Annotated in this window: 19 protein-coding genes; 10 read left to right on the forward strand and 9 right to left on the reverse strand. The window is 63.4% G+C overall.

Annotated features, from left to right (window positions below):
* Positions 1–340 precede the first annotated feature (340 nt).
* Positions 341–1,216 (reverse strand): OmpA family protein, encoded by an 876-nt coding sequence (locus WFP36_RS00105; protein ID WP_336976828.1) that lies wholly within the window; start codon positions 1,214–1,216, stop codon positions 341–343.
* A 423-nt stretch (positions 1,217–1,639) separates the two neighbouring features.
* Entirely contained in the window at positions 1,640–3,337 is a 1,698-nt protein-coding gene (locus tag WFP36_RS00110; protein ID WP_336976830.1) for a putative bifunctional diguanylate cyclase/phosphodiesterase, read from the reverse strand.
* Positions 3,338–3,500: 163 nt separating this feature from the next.
* Between WFP36_RS00110 and WFP36_RS00115 the strand changes: the two genes are divergently transcribed.
* Entirely contained in the window at positions 3,501–3,911 is a 411-nt protein-coding gene (locus WFP36_RS00115) for an EVE domain-containing protein (protein ID WP_336976832.1), read from the forward strand.
* A 16-nt stretch (positions 3,912–3,927) separates the two neighbouring features.
* Here WFP36_RS00115 and WFP36_RS00120 read toward each other — a convergent pair whose 3' ends face one another.
* Positions 3,928–5,592: a thiamine pyrophosphate-binding protein gene (locus tag WFP36_RS00120; protein ID WP_336976834.1), complete on the reverse strand. Its 1,665-nt coding sequence runs from the start codon at positions 5,590–5,592 to the stop codon at positions 3,928–3,930.
* Between the two features lie 159 nt (positions 5,593–5,751).
* On the opposite strand from WFP36_RS00120, the gene WFP36_RS00125 reads away from it, so the two are divergent.
* Positions 5,752–5,946 carry a hypothetical protein gene (locus WFP36_RS00125; RefSeq protein ID WP_336976835.1) on the forward strand — a complete coding sequence of 65 codons (195 nt, stop codon included), beginning with the start codon at positions 5,752–5,754 and terminating at the stop codon, positions 5,944–5,946.
* A 4-nt stretch (positions 5,947–5,950) separates the two neighbouring features.
* On the opposite strand, the gene WFP36_RS00130 is transcribed toward WFP36_RS00125, so the two are convergent.
* Positions 5,951–7,261 carry an MFS transporter gene (locus tag WFP36_RS00130; RefSeq protein WP_336976837.1) on the reverse strand — a complete coding sequence of 437 codons (1,311 nt, stop codon included), beginning with the start codon at positions 7,259–7,261 and terminating at the stop codon, positions 5,951–5,953.
* A gap of 145 nt (positions 7,262–7,406) precedes the next feature.
* On the opposite strand from WFP36_RS00130, the gene pgsA reads away from it, so the two are divergent.
* A complete protein-coding gene (gene pgsA / locus WFP36_RS00135) occupies positions 7,407–7,973 on the forward strand; it encodes a CDP-diacylglycerol--glycerol-3-phosphate 3-phosphatidyltransferase (RefSeq protein ID WP_336976839.1) in 567 nt (188 codons plus the stop codon).
* Between the two features lie 19 nt (positions 7,974–7,992).
* On the opposite strand, the gene WFP36_RS00140 is transcribed toward pgsA, so the two are convergent.
* The 4 genes from WFP36_RS00140 to rnd all read right to left on the reverse strand — a co-directional run bounded on the left by WFP36_RS00140 (position 7,993) and on the right by rnd (position 11,496).
* Entirely contained in the window at positions 7,993–8,508 is a 516-nt protein-coding gene (locus tag WFP36_RS00140) for a DUF2721 domain-containing protein (RefSeq protein ID WP_336976841.1), read from the reverse strand.
* Positions 8,509–8,569: 61 nt separating this feature from the next.
* Positions 8,570–9,349, reverse strand: coding sequence for an ArsR/SmtB family transcription factor (locus tag WFP36_RS00145; RefSeq protein ID WP_336976843.1), 780 nt, complete (start codon positions 9,347–9,349; stop codon positions 8,570–8,572).
* Positions 9,350–9,396: 47 nt separating this feature from the next.
* The gene (locus WFP36_RS00150; RefSeq protein ID WP_336976845.1) at positions 9,397–10,293 is read right to left on the reverse strand and encodes a hydrogen peroxide-inducible genes activator; all 897 of its coding nucleotides are present in this window, start codon (positions 10,291–10,293) and stop codon (positions 9,397–9,399) included.
* Positions 10,294–10,305: 12 nt separating this feature from the next.
* Positions 10,306–11,496, reverse strand: coding sequence for a ribonuclease D (gene rnd / locus WFP36_RS00155; protein ID WP_336976847.1), 1,191 nt, complete (start codon positions 11,494–11,496; stop codon positions 10,306–10,308).
* Between the two features lie 168 nt (positions 11,497–11,664).
* Between rnd and aspS the strand changes: the two genes are divergently transcribed.
* From aspS to WFP36_RS00170, 3 genes are read left to right on the forward strand one after another with little or no spacing between them, the layout of a single operon-like run.
* Positions 11,665–13,446 carry an aspartate--tRNA ligase gene (aspS, locus tag WFP36_RS00160; RefSeq protein ID WP_336976849.1) on the forward strand — a complete coding sequence of 594 codons (1,782 nt, stop codon included), beginning with the start codon at positions 11,665–11,667 and terminating at the stop codon, positions 13,444–13,446.
* A 36-nt stretch (positions 13,447–13,482) separates the two neighbouring features.
* Positions 13,483–14,436: a tetratricopeptide repeat protein gene (locus WFP36_RS00165; RefSeq protein WP_336976850.1), complete on the forward strand. Its 954-nt coding sequence runs from the start codon at positions 13,483–13,485 to the stop codon at positions 14,434–14,436.
* Positions 14,437–14,469: 33 nt separating this feature from the next.
* A complete protein-coding gene (locus WFP36_RS00170) occupies positions 14,470–15,369 on the forward strand; it encodes a CHAD domain-containing protein (protein ID WP_336976852.1) in 900 nt (299 codons plus the stop codon).
* A gap of 279 nt (positions 15,370–15,648) precedes the next feature.
* Here WFP36_RS00170 and WFP36_RS00175 read toward each other — a convergent pair whose 3' ends face one another.
* On the reverse strand, positions 15,649–16,761 hold the full coding sequence (locus WFP36_RS00175) for an NADH:flavin oxidoreductase (protein WP_336976855.1): 1,113 nt from the start codon (positions 16,759–16,761) through the stop codon (positions 15,649–15,651).
* A 416-nt stretch (positions 16,762–17,177) separates the two neighbouring features.
* On the opposite strand from WFP36_RS00175, the gene WFP36_RS00180 reads away from it, so the two are divergent.
* The 4 genes from WFP36_RS00180 (at position 17,178) to WFP36_RS00195 (ending at position 20,191) form a co-directional block, all read left to right on the forward strand.
* Positions 17,178–17,414, forward strand: a complete 237-nt coding sequence (locus tag WFP36_RS00180) for an acyl carrier protein (protein ID WP_054529543.1) — start codon at positions 17,178–17,180, stop codon at positions 17,412–17,414.
* A gap of 99 nt (positions 17,415–17,513) precedes the next feature.
* Positions 17,514–18,776 carry a beta-ketoacyl-ACP synthase II gene (gene fabF, locus WFP36_RS00185; protein ID WP_336976858.1) on the forward strand — a complete coding sequence of 421 codons (1,263 nt, stop codon included), beginning with the start codon at positions 17,514–17,516 and terminating at the stop codon, positions 18,774–18,776.
* A gap of 3 nt (positions 18,777–18,779) precedes the next feature.
* Complete coding sequence (gene mltG, locus WFP36_RS00190; protein WP_336976860.1) at positions 18,780–19,766, forward strand: endolytic transglycosylase MltG; 987 nt, start codon at positions 18,780–18,782, stop codon at positions 19,764–19,766.
* A gap of 29 nt (positions 19,767–19,795) precedes the next feature.
* A complete protein-coding gene (locus WFP36_RS00195; protein ID WP_336976861.1) occupies positions 19,796–20,191 on the forward strand; it encodes a hypothetical protein in 396 nt (131 codons plus the stop codon).
* Positions 20,192–20,202: the final 11 nt, after the last annotated feature.

Genomic DNA, 20,202 nt, shown 5'->3' on the forward strand with positions numbered 1-20,202 from the left:
GGATTTTGTGCCAGGCATGTCCGTGCCTGCTGGCGCGGTTTCGAGCCGGTTTCCGGGGCAATATACGCGGTGAAGTGTCACCTTCCGCATCGGGCTTTCGTGCAGGCTTTGCGTGTCGGGGCAGGCCGGGGCGAAGCAGGTCTTCGGTGCGCGGGGCAGGGCTGTTCATCGCGCAGGATAAACGCCATTTGCGGGTGTGTAGGAAAGCGGTTTCTTCCGCTGGGATGACGAACTGCTCAGCGGCCGTGCCCCGCCAATTCCAGGCCCGAAATGTACAAGCCGCAAACGAGCCGGTGCTTGCCAGTCGGAAACGGGGTGGGCCGAGCCCACCCCGCCTGTCTCACAGGCCGTCGAGGCCCTTGCTGACCAGAACATTCACCGCAACCCGGCGGTTCTGGGCCTTGCCTTCGACAGTGTCGTTGCTTGCCAGCGGGTCCGCAGTGGCCATACCGGTGGGCGTGAGCATGCGATAGGGCTTCCAGCCGCAGGCCTGCTGCAGATAGTTGACCACGCTGCCGGCGCGCTTCTCGCTGAGCACCTGATTGATCTCGTCGCTGCCGGTCGAATCTGTGTAGCCGACCACCAGCAGGAGGGCATTATCCATGCCCTCGGCTGCTGCGGCCGTGGCACACAGATCGTTCTTCGCCTGGGCGGAGAGCACGGCCTTGCCGGTGTCGAAGTTCACGTTGGTCGTGGCCTTGACGTTATACTGGTCGATGTCGCCCATCCGGCCTTTCAGGGCTTCGGTCGCGGCGGTCTGTTCGGCAAAGCGCTGGTCAGTGCCGTTGTAGATCATCGACGCGACCTTGAGATCCTTGTTCTTCAGCGCGATCTTGTTCGCGACCAGGCCGCCGTCCCACTGCAGGGTCTCAATGCTGACGGGCAGGCCGTTAAGCAGCGAATCCGCAGCCAGCTTGCTGCGATTGAGGCCCAGGAAGCCGCCGCTGGACTTGATGCTCGTATTCTCGCCGATGGCGATGATCTGGCGAGTGCCATCGGTGGTGGTGACCTGAATCCGGTCGCCATTGCGCGCGGAGATCACGCCTTCGACGTCGGGCCCGGCGGTCATTTCCGACGGATCGGGCAGGCGGTCGCCATAGACGTTGATCGGGCTTTCACCCTGCAGGTCCTGCGGCTGTGCAAACAGGCCCGAGGCCGGAACGGCAAGGGCGGCGAGCAAGAACGAATATCTTGTACTTTTCGAAAGGACGCTCATTACGCTTCTCCTTCAAAGTCAAACTAACCAGTGCTGCGTATTCGCGGCTTTTCGTCGGGCTGCGCCCCCTGATGACGTGCCTGGTTAGTAGAACTTACTTCACCCCACTTCACTGAACATGCGGCATGCCCGCCGCACCTTGAATGCCGTTCCTGCGTGTTCAGCGCCACCTTTCTGGCAGATGAACGCGCCGCGCAGGCCGGGCATTTGTGCGGGTAATGCGAGTGCGGCATGCGGTGAGCCGAGGCCCGTCATATGGTATCGACACAGGCGAAGGCAGGGGAATTCGCGGCGAAGAATCCGAAGGGTTTTGTTTGAGGCCTCGGGCAGTTTTTCGGAACGTTTGCGCTGGAAACTAGGAGTGAACTTGAACGAGCCTGCCCAGTTTCATGGCTGTGCGAGGCCACTCCTGCAGAAATAGGTTCAGCCCGGCCGACCAGCCACGCGCATGTCGGTTTCCGTAGCGCCGCCGTGTTCCTGCGGTTCTTCCGCTTCGCAGCGCTCGGCCTCTTCCTGCACTTCGGGTGCCAGCATCCGCTTGTGCTTCAGCCGGTTGAAGGTCTTGCTCGCATCTTCGGGGCGCCCATAGAGGTAGCCTTGGCCCTTGAGCTGGCCCATGGTGCGCAGGACCTTGAGCACTTCGTCATTCTCGATGCCTTCGGCAGTGATCGGCAGATCGAAGCCCCGGCCGAGCGAGACGATCGCTTCCACGATCTTCGCATTGGCGCCTTCATGGGCGAGTTCGGTTACGAAGCTGCGGTCGATCTTCAGCCGGTCGAACGGCAGCGAACGGAGCTGGGCAAGGCTGGAATAGCCAGTGCCGAAATCGTCGAGGCTGATCTGCACGCCCTGGTTCTTCAGACTGGTGACGACCGAGCGGACCACGCCGATATTCTCGTGCAGGCAGCTTTCGGTGATCTCGATATCGAGGCGATGCGGCGGGAAGCCGCTTTCCACCAGCATGCGCAGCAGCTTCTGCGAGAACCACGGATCGCGCAGCTGCAACGGAGAGATGTTGATCGACAGGGTTAGGCGCGGGTCCCACTTCTTCGCGTCTTCCAGTGCCTGCTTGATCAGATGCTCCGAAAGCTCGGCGATCACGCCGATATCTTCCGAGATGGGAATGAAGATTTCCGGGCTCACCAAGCCGAATTGCGGCGAATTCCAGCGCGCCAGCATTTCGAAGCCGACAAGTTCGCCGGTCGCGAGGTCGATCTGCTGTTCGTAGAAGGGGACGAATTCGCCCTTGGGAATGCCCGCGCGGATGCCGGTTTCCAACTCGTTGCGGAACCGCAACTCGCTTTCCATGGTCGGCTCGAACCACGCATAGCCGTTCCGGCCGCGCTTCTTGGCGTGATACATCGCGATATCGGCGTGATGCAGCAGTGTCTGCGCGCATTCTTCGGCAGTTTCCGGATCGGGATTTTCGATGGTGCGGGCAATGCCGATGGAAAGCGAGGTTTCGATGTCCTTGCTGCCGGTCTTGATCGGCGCGCGCACGGCGTCGATCAGTCCGGCGGCCAGCTGGTCCAGCTTGTCGGGCATGCGGCGCTCGTAAGGCACGACGCAAGCGAACTCGTCGCCGCCAAGACGCGCCACGGTGCCGCCGACCGGCATCATCGCCGAAATGCGGCGGGCCACTTCGGTCAGCGCGATGTCGCCGCCCTTGTGGCCGTGGATGTCGTTGATCTGCTTGAAATTGTCGAGATCGACCATCAGCACCGCAACGCCATTGTTGGTTTCGGCCACTTCGGTCACCAGGCTGGCGGCGGCGGGGATGAAGCAGCGGCGGTTGAGCAGGCCGGTCAGTGCATCGGTCTGCGCCAGTTGCTGGGCTTTTTCCTCGGCCCTGCGCCGCTCGCGGACTTCGTTGGACAATTCGGCATAGCGTCGCCAGCCGAAGATGATCAGGGCAATATTCAGCAACAGCGCGTTGGCCAGAACCGTATCGGGCTGCGAATGGCCGCCCATCCACGCCCTGACGATCTGGGGAAGAACCGTTCCGCCCGTGCCCACGAACAGAATAAGCGCGGCAGTGGCAATGCCCAGCGCGACGATATCGCGATCGGCATTACCGAAGCGTGCGGTTTCGCGACCGGTGGTTTCGCTCCTGGTCTTCAAGCGTTGCGTTCCCTGTTTCCTGCGCGGACCCTATCGCAGAACGCACTGAAATTTCGGTTAATGGACATGCTGCAACGCGGCAGAGCTTGCATGGGCGGGCGGGTGGTGGTCAGGCGGCAGCGGGCGCGTTATGGGCGATGCGCTGGCATAATGGAGGAATGCGATGGCCCGTTGGTGGCTGATGAAGTCCGAACCGGACGCCTATAGCTGGGACGATCTCGTCGCCGAGGGCGAGGGGACGTGGGACGGGGTGCGCAACCACCGCGCGGCGAATAATCTGCGCGCGATGAAGGTGGGCGACCAGGCCTTCTTCTATCATTCCAACATCGGGCTGGAGATCGTCGGGATCGTGACGATCAGTGCCGAAGGACTGACCGATCCGACCGATCCCGATGGCAAATGGGCAGCCGTGAAGGTCAAGCCGCTGCGCAAGCTGGCGAAGCCCGTCACGCTGAAGCAGATCAAGGCCGATCCTCAGCTGGAAGGCATCGAACTCGTTCGCCTCTCGCGCCTATCCGTGGCGGAACTGACCAAGGACGAGTTCGATTACATCGTGAAACTGGGCGGGGGCTGAGCCCCCCGCCGAAGGCTTAGCGCGAACGCAGCGCCGTAACGGTCGTCCCCGCGGCGTTCAGCCGTTCGATATCCGTCACCAGATGCAGCAGGCGCAGGCCCTTGCGGGTCATTGCATCTGCAAGAGCCGGGGCGAATTCCTCGGTCTTCTCCACCCGAGCGGACCAGCCGCCATAGGCGCGGGCGAGGGCGGCGAAGTCCGGGTTCACCAGTTCCGTGGCGCTGATGCGGCCGGGAAATTCGCGTTCCTGGTGCATGCGGATGGTGCCGTAAGTTGAATTGTCGACCACGATCACCAGCAGGTCCACGCCATATTGGGCTGCGGTCGCCAGTTCCTGTCCGTTCATCAGGAAGTCCCCGTCACCCGCGACGGCGAGCACCATGCGCTCGGGCATGCGCAGCTTGGCTGCGACTGCGGCGGGAACGCCATAGCCCATCGCGCCGCAAGTGGGGGCAAGCTGCGAGGGGAAACCCTCATAGCGCCAATAGCGGTGCCACCAGCCGGAGAAGTTGCCTGCCCCGTTGCAGATGGCAGTATCGGCCGGAAGCACATCGCGCAGGGTGGCGAGGCAGCGGGCGAGGTCCAGCGCCGTGCCGTCCGATCCCGGCGTGCTGAAGGCTTCCCATTCGGCATGGGCTTCGGCCCCGGCATCGAAGGGGACGATCTCGTCATCGCACCACAGCGCGGCAGCTTCTGCGAATTCGGGCATGTCGGCGCAGATCGCCAGATCGGTGCGATAGACGCGGCCTAGTTCCTCCGGGTCCGGATGGACGTGGATCAGCGTCTGGCCAGGATGCTCGAGCGTGACCAGTTCATAGCCGTCCGTGGTCGCCTCACCCAGGCGCGCGCCGACCACCAGCACCAAATCCGCCGCCTTGATCCGCTCGACCAGCTTCGGATTGGGACCATAGCCCAGATTGCCCGCATAGACGGGCGAACTGGGCGGCACCGCATCCTGCCGACGGAAGGCCGTGGCCACGGGCAGGCCGATCCGTTCGGCAAAGCGGGTGAAATATTCGCGCGCCTTTTCGTTCCAGCCAGCGCCGCCGACGATGGCGACCGGGGCGGCGGCATCGGCGATCAGGCCGAGCATCACGCTCAGCGCATCGCCGCAGGGCGGCTGGGCCGGGCGGGTGACGGCAGGGCGAGGGCATGCGCCAGTCACCGTCATGCTCAGCATGTCTTCCGGCAGGGCCAGGACCACCGGGCCGGGCCGCCCGGCCATCGCTACCGAATAGGCGCGGGCAATATATTCGGGAATGCGGGCGGGATCGTCGATACGCGCGGCCCATTTGCAGATCGGGCCGAAGAACGCAGCAAAGTCAACTTCCTGGAAGCCCTCGCGGTCGCGCATGGTCGAATCCACATCGCCCACGAACAGGATCAGCGGCTGCGAATCCTGCATCGCCACATGCACGCCGATGCTGGCATTCGTCGCCCCCGGTCCGCGCGTGACGAAGCACACGCCCGGCCTGCCGGTGATCGATCCATCGGCGCAGGCCATGAAGGCGGCGCCCCCTTCCTGCCGACAGGTAACGGTATGGATCGAGCCTGTATCGTGCAGCGCGTCGAGCACCGGAAGGAAACTCTCGCCGGGCACAGTGAAGATCCGGTCACAGCCCTGTTCGGCAAGGCAATCGACAAGCAGGCGTGCAGCACTCAGCGAGATGGTTTCATTCATTACCGTTCTCTAGCCAAGCCGCGGGCTGGCGGCAACGGGGGGAAATATTGTCGGGGGATTTTCTCTGCCAAATGGCTCAACGCGCAAGGTTAATGTCCCGCCTTGCGACAGTGGATAAGCCAGGCTTCCATATGGTTACTATCGGGTTAAGAAGTTCCCATGCGACGCAGCCTGGTCCTGACCGACGACACCGCACGCCATCCCTTTTTGGCGAGCCTTCCTCCGCATGTGAGGCGGGGTACGCAGCCTGTTGCGATCGCTCACGATAAAGCGCGCTGGTCGCTCGGCGACATAAAGGATTTCCTGCTGACCTACTGTGCCTGCTTCGCCGCAGTCACGGTGTTCATCGCCTGACGGATCAGGCGCAGGCCGCCTTCTCCGCGCGGAACAGCAACAGCGCTAGCCAGGCCGAGACAAGGCACATTGCTGCGCTCAGCAGCAATTGCTCGGTCAGCGGCACCTTGATCGCGCTCAGGCCCGCCGCCAGCAGCGCACCGCCCACCATAGCGCCCGAATTGACGATATTGTTCGCCGCCACTGTGCGCGCGGCCTGGCCGGGATCGACCTTGGTGGTGAGGAAGGCATAGAGCGGCACCACGAACATGCCGCCTGCAATCGCGATCAGCAGCAGCATGCCCAGCACAGCGAAGGCCAGCGGGTGCGAGAGGAATTCGGCGACGCCCATCAGTTCCGTGCCGGTTGTGCTGGCCTGCCACGCGCGGCAGACGAACCAGAAGCCGGCCACGAAAATGCCCATGACGATCACCGATGCCGGGGCATAGCGCGCCGAAACACGGCCCTTGAGCAGCGCGTTGATCGAGACCGACCCTGCTGCCACGCCGATGGAGAACATCACCAGGAACAGGCTGGCCACTTCCTTGGTCGCCAGCAGCACGTTCTTGGCAAGCGGCGGGAACTGGATGAACAGCACCGCGCCAATGGTCCAGAAGAAGCTGATCGCCATGATCGCAAGGAACACTTCGCGCTCGTGCATGGTGTTGCGGATCAGGTCGATGGAAGAACGGATCACGTTCCGGTCGATGACCTGCCGTTCGCCCAGTGGTTCGGCCGAGGGCACGTAACGGCTGGTGAAATAGCCGATAAAGGCAGTGACGACGACGCAGGCGGCCGCCCATTCCACCGGTATCCAGCCTGCCAGGATCGTGCCGAACAGGATCGCGATATAGGTCCCGGCCTCGACCAGGCCCGTGCCGGCCAGCACTTCGTTCTTCTCAAGGTGCTGAGGCAGGATCGCGTATTTGATCGGGCCGAAGAAGGTCGAATGGACGCCCATGGCGAACAGGGCGGCCAGCATCAGCGGGATCGCCAAAGTCTGCGTCATGAAGCCATGCCATGCGAGGACGAGGCCCGTCGCACCGCAGAGCATGATGAAGATTTCCGCCATCTTCACCGCGCGGATGATCCGCGCCTTGTCGCGCATGTCGGCGAGCTGACCGGAAAGGGCGGAAAGCAGGAAGAAGGGCAGAATGAACAGGCCCGACGCGATCGCGCTGAACTGGGCCTCCGCCGCTTCGGAATTGTAGACGCTGTAAACGACGAACAGCACCATGGCGTTCTTGAACAGATTGTCGTTGAACGCGTTCAACAGCTGAGTGACGAAAAGCGGCAGGAAGCGCCGTTGCCTCAGCAGATGCGTTGTCGTGGTCATTCAGCCCCGGCTAGCAGCCTCTCTTTGCATGGGACCTCTAGCGGCATGGGCGGGGCGAACAAGGGGCAATCGGCTTTTTCGCACAATGCGGACCCTCCGGGGGCTCTGGCGCATCGGCGGGACAGGCTCTAAAGGGGCACACGTCATGCTCACGCTGCCCAATCTCCTCACCCTGTCGCGCATTGTGGCGCTGCCCTTGCTGGCGTTCCTGCTGTGGTGGCCGGGATGGGCAACCGGTTACGGCCTGGCCTTCGTGCTTTACTGCCTGATGGGCATCACGGACTATTTCGACGGCTATCTCGCCCGCTCCAGCGGCACTGTCTCCAAGCTGGGCATTTTCCTCGATCCGATCGCCGACAAGATCATGGTGGCGGTGGTGATCCTGGTGCTCACGGCTCAGGGCGGACTGCGCGGGCAGTTGCTGGGCGATTTCCATGTGATCGCCGGGCTGATCATCCTGGTGCGCGAGATCGCGGTTTCGGGCCTGCGGGAATTTCTGGGTGGGCTGCAGGTTTCCGTGCCCGTCTCCAAGCTGGCCAAGTGGAAGACGACCTTCCAGCTCGTCGCGCTCGGCGCGCTGATCCTCGCGGGCGCGCTGCCCGGCGAGCCCTGGATTCACCAGGTCGGCCTTGTCAGCCTGTGGGGCGCGGCGATCCTGACGGTGATTACCGGCTGGGATTATCTGCGCGTCGGCATCAAGCATATGGATTGAGCGGCACTTTCCGCCACGCTTAGTCCCCTCTTTCGCCTTCCTTCATCTCGATCTTGCGCGAGATGCGGCGCGTGTCGTCGAGAGACCGGGTGGCGAGGCGGGTTTCCAGCAGGAAGGACAGCAGCCCGCCGAACACCATCGCCATGGCCGCGATCCAGCACAGGGCGACATAGGTGCCCATCGGCGGTTTCACGAAGGCGCTGACGAACATCAGCGTTACCACCAAACAGATCAGCAGCGCCGCCGCGGTGCAGAAATTGATCGAGATGTGCGAGAATTTGCGCCGCTTGCGCAGCACGGGAAGCTGGCCGATCTCCTCGTCCGGAATTCCGTCTTCCTCGCGCTGTTCCAGCATATGGACCCGCTCGACGATCCAGGTCAGCCGCTGGTTCATCACATTGAGATAGGCCCCGATAGCGGCGAGGAGAAAGGCCGGGGTGAGCGATAGCTGCACCATTTCCTGCACGCGTGCGGTGCTGGAGGTACGGGCGAGCAGTTCCCCTGCGAGTGTTGCCGAGGCGAGATAATGTTCCACGCGCGCTACCTAGCCCCGAGGCTTGCCGGGTTCAACCGAGCCCGGGGCAGGGTGCGCAAGGTTACGATGCGGGGGCGTATTCGGGCTCAAGCTCGAAAGCCGCGCCGGTTTCGACCAGCGTCTTGAGGCGGGAAAGGGTTTCCGGCCAGCCGCCGGTGACTTGCTTGCTGGTGGCCGTATCGCCGCCGAAATCGTCATGCGTCAGCACCAGCTTGCACGCTTCGCCCGCCAGTTGGACGATTTCCCATGTCACGCGAGAAGGCTTGTCCGCTGCGACTTCCGGCGACCATCGGGCGTGGAACGTCATTACCAGGCGGGAAGGGGGAACCAGTTCGAGGATCTCTCCGGCGATCACCACCCGGTCCGCCATCATGAACTCGATCGATCCGCCTACCTGCCACTGGGTGCGCGAAGCCATGTTGAAATGCTGGTAGAGCGGCGTTTTCTCGTCATCGGTCAGGATGTCCCACACTGCCTGAGCCGTGGCGCGAATATAGATCTCATAAACGTGAGTGGGGCCGTTCATGTCCATGTCCTTTGTTTCCGCCTGTCGCTTGAGCGCGGTCATCGTTTCCAGAAAGGGCGCCGCATAACGCGAAATCCATCGCTCCCCGACCTGACGGATGGGAACCGGGTTGAGGTAATGCAGCTTTTCGCGTCCGACTTTTCGGGAAGTGACCAGACCGGCTTCTTCGAGAATCCTGAGGTGTTTCATCACCGCAAAGCGAGTGACCGGCAGTTGCCGCTCAAGCTCGCCCAGCGTCTGGCCGTCACGTTCGAACAGGCTGTCCAGCAGGGCGCGCCTGCCGGGATGGGCCAAAGCATCGAACACGGCGTCCATGGAGGATGAATATGTGACCATATGGTCACCTGTCAAGCGTGGCGGTCTCAACCGGCGCGCAGTTCCTCCGCCAGCATTCGGAATTCGTCGGAACGGGGGGAATTGCGGCGCCATACCAGCGCGATCTCGCGGCTGGCATTGGCCGATTTGAGCGGACGGGCGACCACATGCGTGCCGTGCAATATGCTCGCCTGGATCGCCATTTCGGGCACGATGGTGATGCCAAGGCCATTATCCACCATCTGCACCAGCGTGTGGAGCGAGGTGCCGATCATCGTGGCGCTGGCCCGCAGTTCCGGGCGGTTGCACGCCGCCAGCGCGTGTTCCTTCAGGCAGTGCCCGTCTTCCAGCAGCAGCAGGCGCCCTTCGTCGATCAGCGAAGGCGGAACTTCGGCCGGCGGATTACGCGGGTCGTTTTCCGGGAAAGCGGCGTAGAGCCGGTCCTGCCCGAGCGATTCGACTTCCACGTCGCCGGTGGCGAAGGGCAGGGCGAGCAGCACGCAATCCGCGCGGCCGTGATGCAGCGATTCGATGGCTGCCCCGCTCGGTTCCTCGCGCAGGAACAGCTTCAGCTGCGGGCGTTCCTTCCGCAGGCGCGGCAGGATGCGCGGCAGCAGGAAGGGGGCAATGGTGGGGATCACGCTCATGCGTAATTCGCCTGCCAGCGGCTTGCCCGCCGATTGGACCAGATCGGCCAGTTCCTCGGCCTCGCGCAGCAGGCGGTGCGCCTTATCGACCACGGCATTGCCCAGCGGCGTGAAGCGCACCACGCGGCGGCTGCGTTCCACCAGCGTGACGCCTAGCAGCGATTCCAGCTCGCGGATGCCTGCGGACAGGGTCGACTGGGAAACGAAGCAACTATCCGCCGCGCGCCCGAAATGGGCATGTTCATGCAGTGCGACGAGATATTGCAGCTGCTTGATGGTGGGCAGATAGGTGCTCATTTCAGTATCTTGTCACTCCGTGACGACCTCGACCACCACTTCTTCGACCCGGGTCATCTTGAGCCGACCCTTTTCCACGGCGAATGCCAGACGGCCTTCGACCAGTTCCAGGGCATCGCGGCCGAAGACCTCGTAGCGCCAGCCGTCGAGGATCGGCAGGTCGCGCAGGCCGGCGGCGAGCGATTCCAGCTCGTCCGACCGGGTGAGCAGGCGGGCGGCGACGTCGATCTCCCGCGCGCGGATTTTCAGCAGCAGCTTGAGCAGATCGGCGACAAGCGCGCCTTCCTTGCCGAGCGGCGCGCCGCGTTGCGGCTTTTCCGGCATTTCGTCGGACGGCAGCGGTTCGGCATGCTTGAGGATACGCATCAGGCGCTTGCCGATTTCGTTTTCGCGCCATGCGCCGGAAAGGCCGCGCACCTTGGCGAGGTCTTCCTGCGATTTGGGCGGATGGCTGGCGAGATCGGCCAGCGTTTCGTCGCGCATGATGCGGCCTCTCGGAATGTTCTTGTCCTGCGCCTCGATCTCGCGCCAGGCGGCGAGTTCCTTGAGGCGGCCCAGTACCTGCGGATTGCGCGAAGGCGCGCGAATGCGGCGCCACAGCTGGCCGGGATCGTTGCGGTAATTTTCCGGATCGGCGAGCTTCTCCATCTCGGCATTCAGCCAGACGCCACGGCCGGTCTTGATCAGCTTCTTGAGAATCTTGGGGAAAATCCGGGAGAGGAACGTCACGTCGCCGATGGCATATTCGATCTGCCGTTCGGTCAGCGGGCGGCGGCTCCAGTCGGTGAAGCGGGCGCCCTTGTCGATCTGGGTGCCCAGCCAGGCTTCCACCAGATTGGCATAGCCGATCTGTTCGGACTGGCTGATCGCCATCATCGCGATCTGAGTATCGAAGATGGGGTGCGGGGTCTTGCCGGTGAGGTTGTAGATGATTTCCACATCCTGGCTGCCGGCGTGGAATACCTTCAGCACCTCCTCATTTTCGGTGAGGAGCTCCAGCAGGGGGCCCAGGTCGATGCCGGGGGCCATCGGGTCGATGGCGGCGGCTTCCTTGTCATCCGCGATTTGCACCAGGCACAATTCCGGCCAATAGGTGTTCTCGCGCATGAACTCGGTGTCGACGGTGACGAAGTCGGCAGTCGCGAAGCGGGCGCAAAGGGCGGCCAGTTCTTCGCTCGTCGTAATAAGGTCGTGTATCTTCATTGCGACATTTCTATCCGGGCTCCTTGCGGACGCCCCTTGGTGGTGGCCCCTTCAGGGGCCTGCGGCTTGACAAAATGGCGGCCTTCGCCTCAAGGGCCAGCCCGGCTGGCCGACCCTCGGGCCGCGGCTTCCCCCTGCCTTATTGATGGCCGAATGGAAAGAGATTCGATGCACCTTTATCGCACTCACACCTGCGCTGCGCTCTCTGGCGCGAATGTTGGCGAGACTGTGCGCCTGTCCGGCTGGGTGCATCGCAAGCGCGATCACGGCGGCGTGCTGTTCGTCGATCTGCGCGACCATTACGGCATTACCCAGATCGTGGCGGACGAGGACAGCCCCGCGCTGAAGCTGCTCGACGGGCTGCGCGTGGAAAGCGTCGTCACTATCGACGGCGAAGTGAAGGCCCGCAGCGCCAGCACCGTGAACCCCAACCTGCCCACCGGCGAGATCGAGGTTTTCGCCCGTTCCGCCACAGTGCAGAGCCGTGCCGAAGAACTGCCGATGCCGGTGGCCGGCGAACAGGAATATCCCGAGGAAACGCGCCTGCGCTATCGCTTCCTCGACCTGCGCCGCGAGACGCTGCACGCCAATATCGTCAAGCGCACGAAGATCATTTCGGACATGCGCCGCAAGATGGAGGCCATCGGCTTCACCGAATATGCGACGCCGATCCTGACAGCTTCTTCGCCTGAAGGCGCGCGCGACTTTCTCGTGCCCAGCCGTATCCATACGGGCAAGTTCTACGCACTGCCGCAGGCGCCGCAGCAGTACAAGCAGCTGCTGATGGTGGCCGGTTTCGACCGCTACTTCCAGATCGCTCCCTGCTTCCGCGACGAGGACCCGCGCGCAGACCGCCTGCCGGGCGAGTTCTATCAGCTCGACCTCGAAATGAGCTTCGTGACGCAGGAAGAAATCTGGGAAACGATGGAGCCGGTGCTCCAGAGCGTGTTCGCCGATTTCGCGGAAGGCAAGCCGGTGACCCCGGCTGGCGAGTTCCGCCGCATTCCGCATGCCCAGGCGATGCTGGATTACGGTTCGGACAAGCCCGACCTGCGCAACCCGCTGATCGTCAAGGATGTGACCGAGCACTTCGTGGAATCGGGCTTCGGCATCTTTGCAGGCATCGTCGGCAATGGCGGCGTGATCCGTGCGATCCCGGCCCCGGGTGCAGGCGCGGGCAGCCGCAAGTTCTTTGACGACATGAACAATTGGGCGCGGGGCGAAGGCTTCTCCGGCCTTGGCTACATCAACATCAAGGATGGCGTCCCCGGCGGCCCGATTGCCAAGAACCATGGCGAGGAAAAGACCGCCGCGCTGATCGAAGCTCTGGGCCTAGGCCCCAACGATGGCGTGTTCTTCGCCGCGGGCAAGGAAGAGCAGGCGGCCAAGCTCGCCGGTCTGGCCCGTATTCGCGTGGGCGAACAGCTTGATCTGATCGACAAGGACCGCTTCGAACTGTGCTGGATCGTGGACTTCCCGTTCTACGAATGGGACGAGGACAACAAGAAGGTCGACTTCGCGCATAACCCGTTCTCGATGCCGCAGGGCGGGATGGACGCGCTGGAAAACCAGGACCCGCTGACCATCAAGGCCTATCAGTACGACCTCGTCTGCAATGGCTATGAAATCGCCTCGGGCTCGATCCGTAACCAGTCGCCCGAACTGATGGTCAAGGCCTTCGAAATGGTCGGCCTGACCAAGCAGGACGTGGAAGACCGTTTCGGCGGCCTCTACCGCGCGTTCCAGTATGGCGCCCCGCCGCACGGCGGCATGGCTGCCGGTGTGGACCGCATCGTCATGCTGCTCTGCGGCGCGCAGAACCTGCGCGAAGTGGCGCTGTTCCCGATGAACCAGCGCGCCGAGGACCTGCTGATGGGCGCGCCGACTCCGGCCGAGCCGCAGCAGCTGCGCGAACTTGGCGTGCGCATTGTGGAGCAGCCCAAGCAGTGATAGCCCTCCGTTCCTGACGGAGCGGAGGAGGGCGCATTGCAGATCAGGGCCTTGCCCGGAAGGGGCGTGGGGCTTCTCCTGCCGTGGCTGGCAGCTCTTGCGGCTGCCGGTCCGCTTCATGCTGAATCGCTCGACATCACGGGTGTCTATCCTGCCGGGAAAGACGCGGCGGCGGCGCTCGGCAGCATTGCGGTCGAGAATTTCGGCGGGGTGGACGGCCCGGCCCTGTCCATCCGGATCGAGGATCGCCTGCGCGCCGTTCAGGTGCAGGGACGGCCCTGGTTCGCCATCCTTCCCGCGCGGGGAGGGGCAGAGGCCGATGCGATCCTGCGCGGAACAGCGGGCGCCGATATCCGCAAGGAAGACATCAAGCTGACCCGCAAGCGCTGCTCGAAATATGACGAGCAGGACAAGAAGAAATGCGCGGAATACAAGGATGTAGAGGCCAATTGCATCCGCCGCACGATCAGCCTCAACCATTCGGTGCGGCTGGTCACCTGGCGCGGAGAGCCCGTCTTCGCGCAAGACGGCGCCCCCTCGCAGCAATTGGACTATTGCCCGCGCGACGACGAGAACGTGAAATCGGAAGAGACGGCGATTGCCGAATTGCTCGACGGGATCGCCAGCAATCTGCGCTTTCAGCTCGCGCCGGTCCATGAACGGCGCAGCATCCGCGTGATGGAAAGCCGCAAGGGGGTGAAGGGGGAGGCAAGCAAGGCCTTTCAACAGGCCGTGAAGCTCACCAAGAGCGATCAGGCCGCCGCCTGCCAGGATTGGGAAGATCTCGCCCAGACTGTGTCGGGCCAGCTATCCGTGGCGTTCAATCGCGGGCTCTGCGCCGAGATGCAGGGCGATCTCGATAGGGCGGGGGAGCATTACCGCTATGCCCTGCAGCTTTCACCCGGCCACGATTATCCTGAAGACGGGTTGCGCCGGATCGACGACCGGCACCGGGCCGAGCGGCAATTGGCCGCGCATTGGGGCGAGTGAAGTTTGTGAACCATTTGCGGGGCATCTAGAGCCATGGCTTACGCGCTCCTCGACGAAGACCGGACTCTTGGCGAGGCCCTGCGCCGGATCGCGGGCGAGCAGATCGACGAAGCCTTGGACGCGATCGTGCCGGGGCATCCGTCAAGGGCCGTTCACGAAGTCCGCCGCCGCACCAAGACCTTGCGCGGGCTGATCCGGCTGATGCGCATCGGCTTCGATGAATTCGCCGATGCCGATGCGGCGATCCGCGCGATTGCCCGGCCGCTCTCCGAAACGCGCGATGCCAAGGTGATGCTCGATACGCTGGAGGCCCTGTCGCATCAGGCGGCGGGCAAGGCTGCGCGGCACATGCTCAGGCGCATTCACAGCCATCTCGCGTCGGAGCGGGAGGCCGAACGCGAAGCCGAACGGGTGGAGGATCTGCTCGACAAGTCGAAGGACCGGCTGCGCGCACTCAAGGCCCGTGCCGAATTCTGGACCGTGGACGGCGATGGCTGGGACGTGGTGGGCGAGGGCGCCGCGATCACTTACGGCCACATGCTGAAGGACGGTGCACGCGCCTTGGCGGACGGAAGGCCGCAGGACTTCCACGAATTGCGCAAGCATGTCCGCTACCACTGGTGCCATGCGCGCCTGCTGCGCAAGCTATGGCCGGAGGAAATGGACGCGCGGGCCATGGTGGCGGACGATCTGGCGCATACTCTGGGCCATCATCACGATCTGGCGGTGCTGAACGCCCGGCTGGTGAAGGACGGCATCCATTTCGGCACGGGCGAGGAACTCGCCCCGGTCTTCGCGCTGGCGGAGCGGCAGGGCTCCGCGCTGGAAGACCGGGCGAGGATGTTGTGCGAGCGGTTGCTCGCCGAAAGCCGCGAGGCCTTCACCGAGCGTTGGCACGCCCTGTGGAAGGCCTGGGAAGCGGCGAGAGCCTAGGTCGTAAACTCATAAAGGCCACGCACGAGGCATCCAAATGGCGAACATATCGGGCCGAAAGGCGCGCCGCTACGGCTTGCTGCCATGGCAAGCGTCTTTCGGTTCGAGATGGAAGCCATTTGGATGTCCCGCAGGGATTTGACCAAAATGGCCCAGCGCAGCGTCGGAGAGGCTGGAAATATCGACATATTCCTGCGCCTCTCCTCCTCGCGCCGAGCCATTTTGCCTCAAACCTCGTGACTGGCATTTATGAGTTTACGACCTGGCCCACGGGGCGCTTCAGACCAGTTCGGCGAGCGAGGCCGGATCGAAGCCCTGCAGGCCCTCGTAATCCCCGGCCTTGACCTTGGCGGCCCAGCGCGCATCGGTAAGCAGCGCGCGGCCCACGGCGATCAGGTCGAACTCGTCACGTTCCATGCGCTCCACCAATTGGTCGAGCGGGGAGACTTCCGAGCTTTGCCCGGCAAAGGCGCCGAAGAATTCGCCCGAAAGGCCGACCGAGCCGACGCTGATGGTGGGCGCGCCGGTGATCTTCTTGGCCCAGCCGGCGAAATTGAGGCCGTCCTCGCCGTCGATCTCGGGGAATTCCGGTTCCCAGAAACGACGCTGCGAGCAATGGAGAATATCCGCGCCTGCGCTTACGAGCGGGCCCAGCCAGGCTTCCAGTTCCTTGGGATCTGTGGCGAGGCGGGCAGTGTAATCCTGCTGCTTCCATTGGCTGACGCGCAGGATCACCGGGAAATCGGGGCTCACCGCTGCACGGATCGCCGCCACGACTTCCGCCGCGAAACGCGAGCGTTCGCCGATGGTGGGGCCGCCATAGTGGTCGGTGCGTTCATTGGTGCCCGGCCAGAAGAACTCGTCGATCAGATAGCCGTGGGCGCCGTGGATCTCGACCGTGTCGAAGCCCAGCCGTTCGGCATCCGCAGCCGCCTTGGCATAGGCAGCAATCGTATCGGCGATGTCTTCCTCGCTCATGGCCACGCCGCGCGGCTTGCCGGGAGCGAGCAGGCCGGAGGGGCTTTCCACCGGAGCGTCGGGTTCCCAGCCGCTTCCCGTTATCGTCGATCCGGTGTGCCAGATCTGCGGGCCCATCTTGCCGCCGGCCTCGTGAACTGCGTCGATCACGCCTTTCCAGCCGGCCAGAGCTTCTTCGCCGTGGAAAAACGGAATGCCCGGATCGTTGCGGGAGGCGGGCCGGTCGATCACCGTGCCTTCGGACAGGATCAGCCCCACATCGCCTTCGGCGCGGCGGCGGTAATATTCCGCATTGGCCTTGCCCGGAATGCCTTCCGGGGCCTTGGTCCGGGTCATGGGCGCCATGACGATGCGGTTCTTGAGGGAGAGGGATTTGAACTGGAACGGGCGGAAAAGCGTGGAAGCTGCAGCCATGGGAGATCCCTGAGATGAGTGGTTCCAGACAACCTATGATGGCGTAGCCCGCGTTCAAGGGGGAACCGCCCATGCACCACAGGGGCCACTGTGAATCCGGGCTTTCCTACAAAGGTATTTTCGTGCTTTGTCAGTGCGATGGGAGCGGGAGCGAGCATAAGTTGCAAGGGGGATGGAATATCTGTCAGGCAAACTGCCAGATGGGGCAGGCACCGGTCGGCAAAGGAGTGTGACTTTTCACTCTGGAGAGTGTCAACCTTGTCAACTTCGGCGGTTTTCCACCGTTCTGCCCGCAGGGCCCGCCCCGCGCCCCGCCGTTTCGTGGGGTTCTTGCTGCCCCATGGCTCTTGCCAGCGCGCGCGGGCTTCTTTAGGGGCGAAGGCCGAGAGATTAACGTTCCTTTGAGAGGGATTTCCATGAGCGATACCGCCGAACGCGTGAAGAAGATCGTTGTCGAACACCTTGGTGTCGAAGCCGATAAGGTCACGCCCGATGCCAGCTTCATCGACGATCTGGGTGCCGACAGCCTCGACATCGTCGAGCTGGTGATGGCGTTCGAAGAAGAATTCGGCGTCGAAATCCCCGACGATGCGGCCGAGAAGATCGCAACCGTCGGTGATGCCAACAAGTACATCGAAGATCACAAGGGCTGATCGCCCTTACGCCCCTTAGCGTATGGTCCCGCCGGACGTGACGGGGATGGAAGGCTCAGCCGTTAGATGGCTGGGCCTTTCGTGACTTTGGAGAGTGATATGCGTCGTGTGGTCGTAACCGGTCTTGGGCTCGTCACCCCTCTGGGTGCCGATGTCGAGACTACCTGGTCCAATATCCTTGCCGGCAAGAGCGGGGCGGGCCCCATCACCAAATTCGATGCTTCGGATCAGAAGTGCCGGATCGCCTGCGAAGTGAAGCCGGCCGATCATCCTTGGGGCTTCGATGCGGACAAGCGCGTCGATCACAAGATCCAGCGCCAGGTCGATCCGTTCATCGTGTTCGGCATCGATGCCGCCGGTCAGGCGATCGAGGATGCCGGGCTTACCGATATGGACGAAGCGATGCGCCTGCGCGCGGGCTGCTCCATCGGTTCGGGTATTGGCGGCCTTCCGGGAATCGAGAAGGAATCGATCGTCCTTTACGAAAAGGGCCCGAGCCGCGTTTCCCCGCACTTCGTGCATGGCCGCCTGATCAACCTGATCTCCGGTCAGGTCTCGATCAAATATGGCCTGATGGGTCCGAACCATGCGGTCGTCACTGCCTGCTCCACCGGCGCGCACTCGATCGGCGATGCGGCGCGGATGATCAAGGATGGCGATGCCGACATCATGCTGGCGGGCGGTGCGGAAAGCACCATCTGCCCCATCGGCATTGCCGGCTTCGCGCAGGCCCGTGCACTTTCCACCAATTTCAACGACCAGCCTGAGAAGGCCAGCCGCCCTTACGACAAGGACCGCGACGGCTTCGTGATGGGCGAGGGCGCTGGCGTGGTGGTGCTCGAGGAATATGAGCATGCCAAGGCACGCGGCGCGAAGATCTATGCCGAAGTGGTCGGCTATGGCCTGTCGGGCGATGCCTATCACGTCACGGCGCCGCATCCGGAAGGCTCGGGCGCATTCCGCTCCATGGAAATGGCGCTGCGCAAGGCCGGGATGACGCCGGACGATATCGACTACATCAACGCGCACGGCACCTCGACCCCGATGGGCGACGAGCTGGAACTGGGCGCAGTGCGCCGCCTGTTCGGCGATGCGATGTCCCATGTCTCCATGAGCTCGACCAAGTCCGCCATCGGCCACCTTCTGGGCGGAGCGGGTGCGGTTGAGAGCATCTTCTGTATCCTGGCCCTGCGCGACCAGATCGTGCCTCCCACGCTCAACCTCGATAATCCGTCGGAGAGCTGCGAGGGCGTTGATCTGGTGCCGTATACGGCCAAGAAGCGCCCGGTGCGCGCGGTGCTGAACAACAGCTTCGGCTTCGGCGGCACCAATGCCAGCCTGGTGATGAAGCAGGTCGACTGACGCATGGCGCGGCGCCGCCGCAACCCGCTGCTGAAACCGCTTGCGGTTATCGGGCTGGTGCTGGCGGCGGCGCTGGCCGTGTTCGGCTGGGGCTGGTTCGGCCCCGGCCCGCTGGAAAAGGACGCGAGCTTCCTCGTCCCGTCCGGGTCCTCGCTTTACGGCGTGGCTGACCGGCTGGAGGAGGAAGGCGCGATTTCATCGGCCGATGCCTTCCGCCTGCGGGCGAAATTCTTCGCCAGCGACGAACCGATCAAGGCCGGCGAATTCCTGATTCCCGCCGGGGCCAGCCCGCGCAGGATCATGGCGATCCTGCAGGGCGGAGAAGTCATCCGCCGGATGATCACTATCCCCGAAGGGATGCCCTCCATCCTCGTCTATGAGCGGCTGATGGCCGAAAAGCTGCTGACGGGCAGCATTCCGGTTCCGCCAGAGGGATCGATCCTGCCCGACAGTTACGACTTCGCGCGCGGGGAAAGTCGCGCCGCCGTGCTGCAGCGGATGCAGGCGGCGATGGCGAAGGAACTTGCCGCCGCATGGGACAAGCGCTCGCCCCGGACCGTGGCGAAGAGCCCGCGTGAGGCACTGATCCTTGCCTCCATCGTGGAAAAGGAAACCGGCGTCGCCTCCGAGCGCAAGATGGTGGCGGGCCTCTATTCCAACCGTGTGCGCACCGGCATGCTGCTGCAGGCCGATCCCACGATCATTTACCCGATCACCAAGGGCAAGCCGCTCGGCCGCCGTATCCGCCAGTCGGAAATCGCCGCGGTGAACGACTACAACACCTATGCGATGGTGGGCCTGCCCAAGGGGCCGATCACCAATCCGGGCCGCGAATCGATCGAGGCCGTGCTCGCGCCGGCCCAGACCAGCGCGCTTTACATGGTCGCGGACGGGAAGGGCGGCCACGTCTTTGCCGATACGCTGGAACAGCATAACGCCAATGTTGCCCGCTGGTTTGCCCTGCGTCGCCAGCGCGGCGAAATCGAATGACGCGCCGGGCCGGAAAAGGAAACAAGGCCATGTTCGATCGCATTCTGGGCGCCTCGCTCGCCGCATCGGCGCTGCTGGGCCTTGCCGCACCTGCCATGGCTCAGGATGCTTCGGCCGATTCCACGGATTATGCCAAAGCCCTGACCTGCGAGGCGATCTACGCACTGCTGAGCGAGACCGGCGAAGGCGAAGAAGAAAATGCCGATGCCGAGTTGGCAGGCTTTCTGGCCGAGACCTGGCACGAATATATCGCCACGACCTATCCCGACGGCTTCGAGGAACGACACGAGGCCGAATTCGGCAATGTGGCCGATGAACTGGTCGACACGCTGAACGGCATGGACGATTCGAATTTCGACTCAGCGGTGGATCAGATTCTCACCACTTGCGAGGGAATGGAGACCGACCCGGCATTCCTGGGCTGATCCTGCCGCTG

This window comes from Fulverythrobacter fulvus (assembly GCF_037154085.1).
GTDB classification, from domain to species: Bacteria; Pseudomonadota; Alphaproteobacteria; order Sphingomonadales; family Sphingomonadaceae; genus Andeanibacterium; species Andeanibacterium fulvum.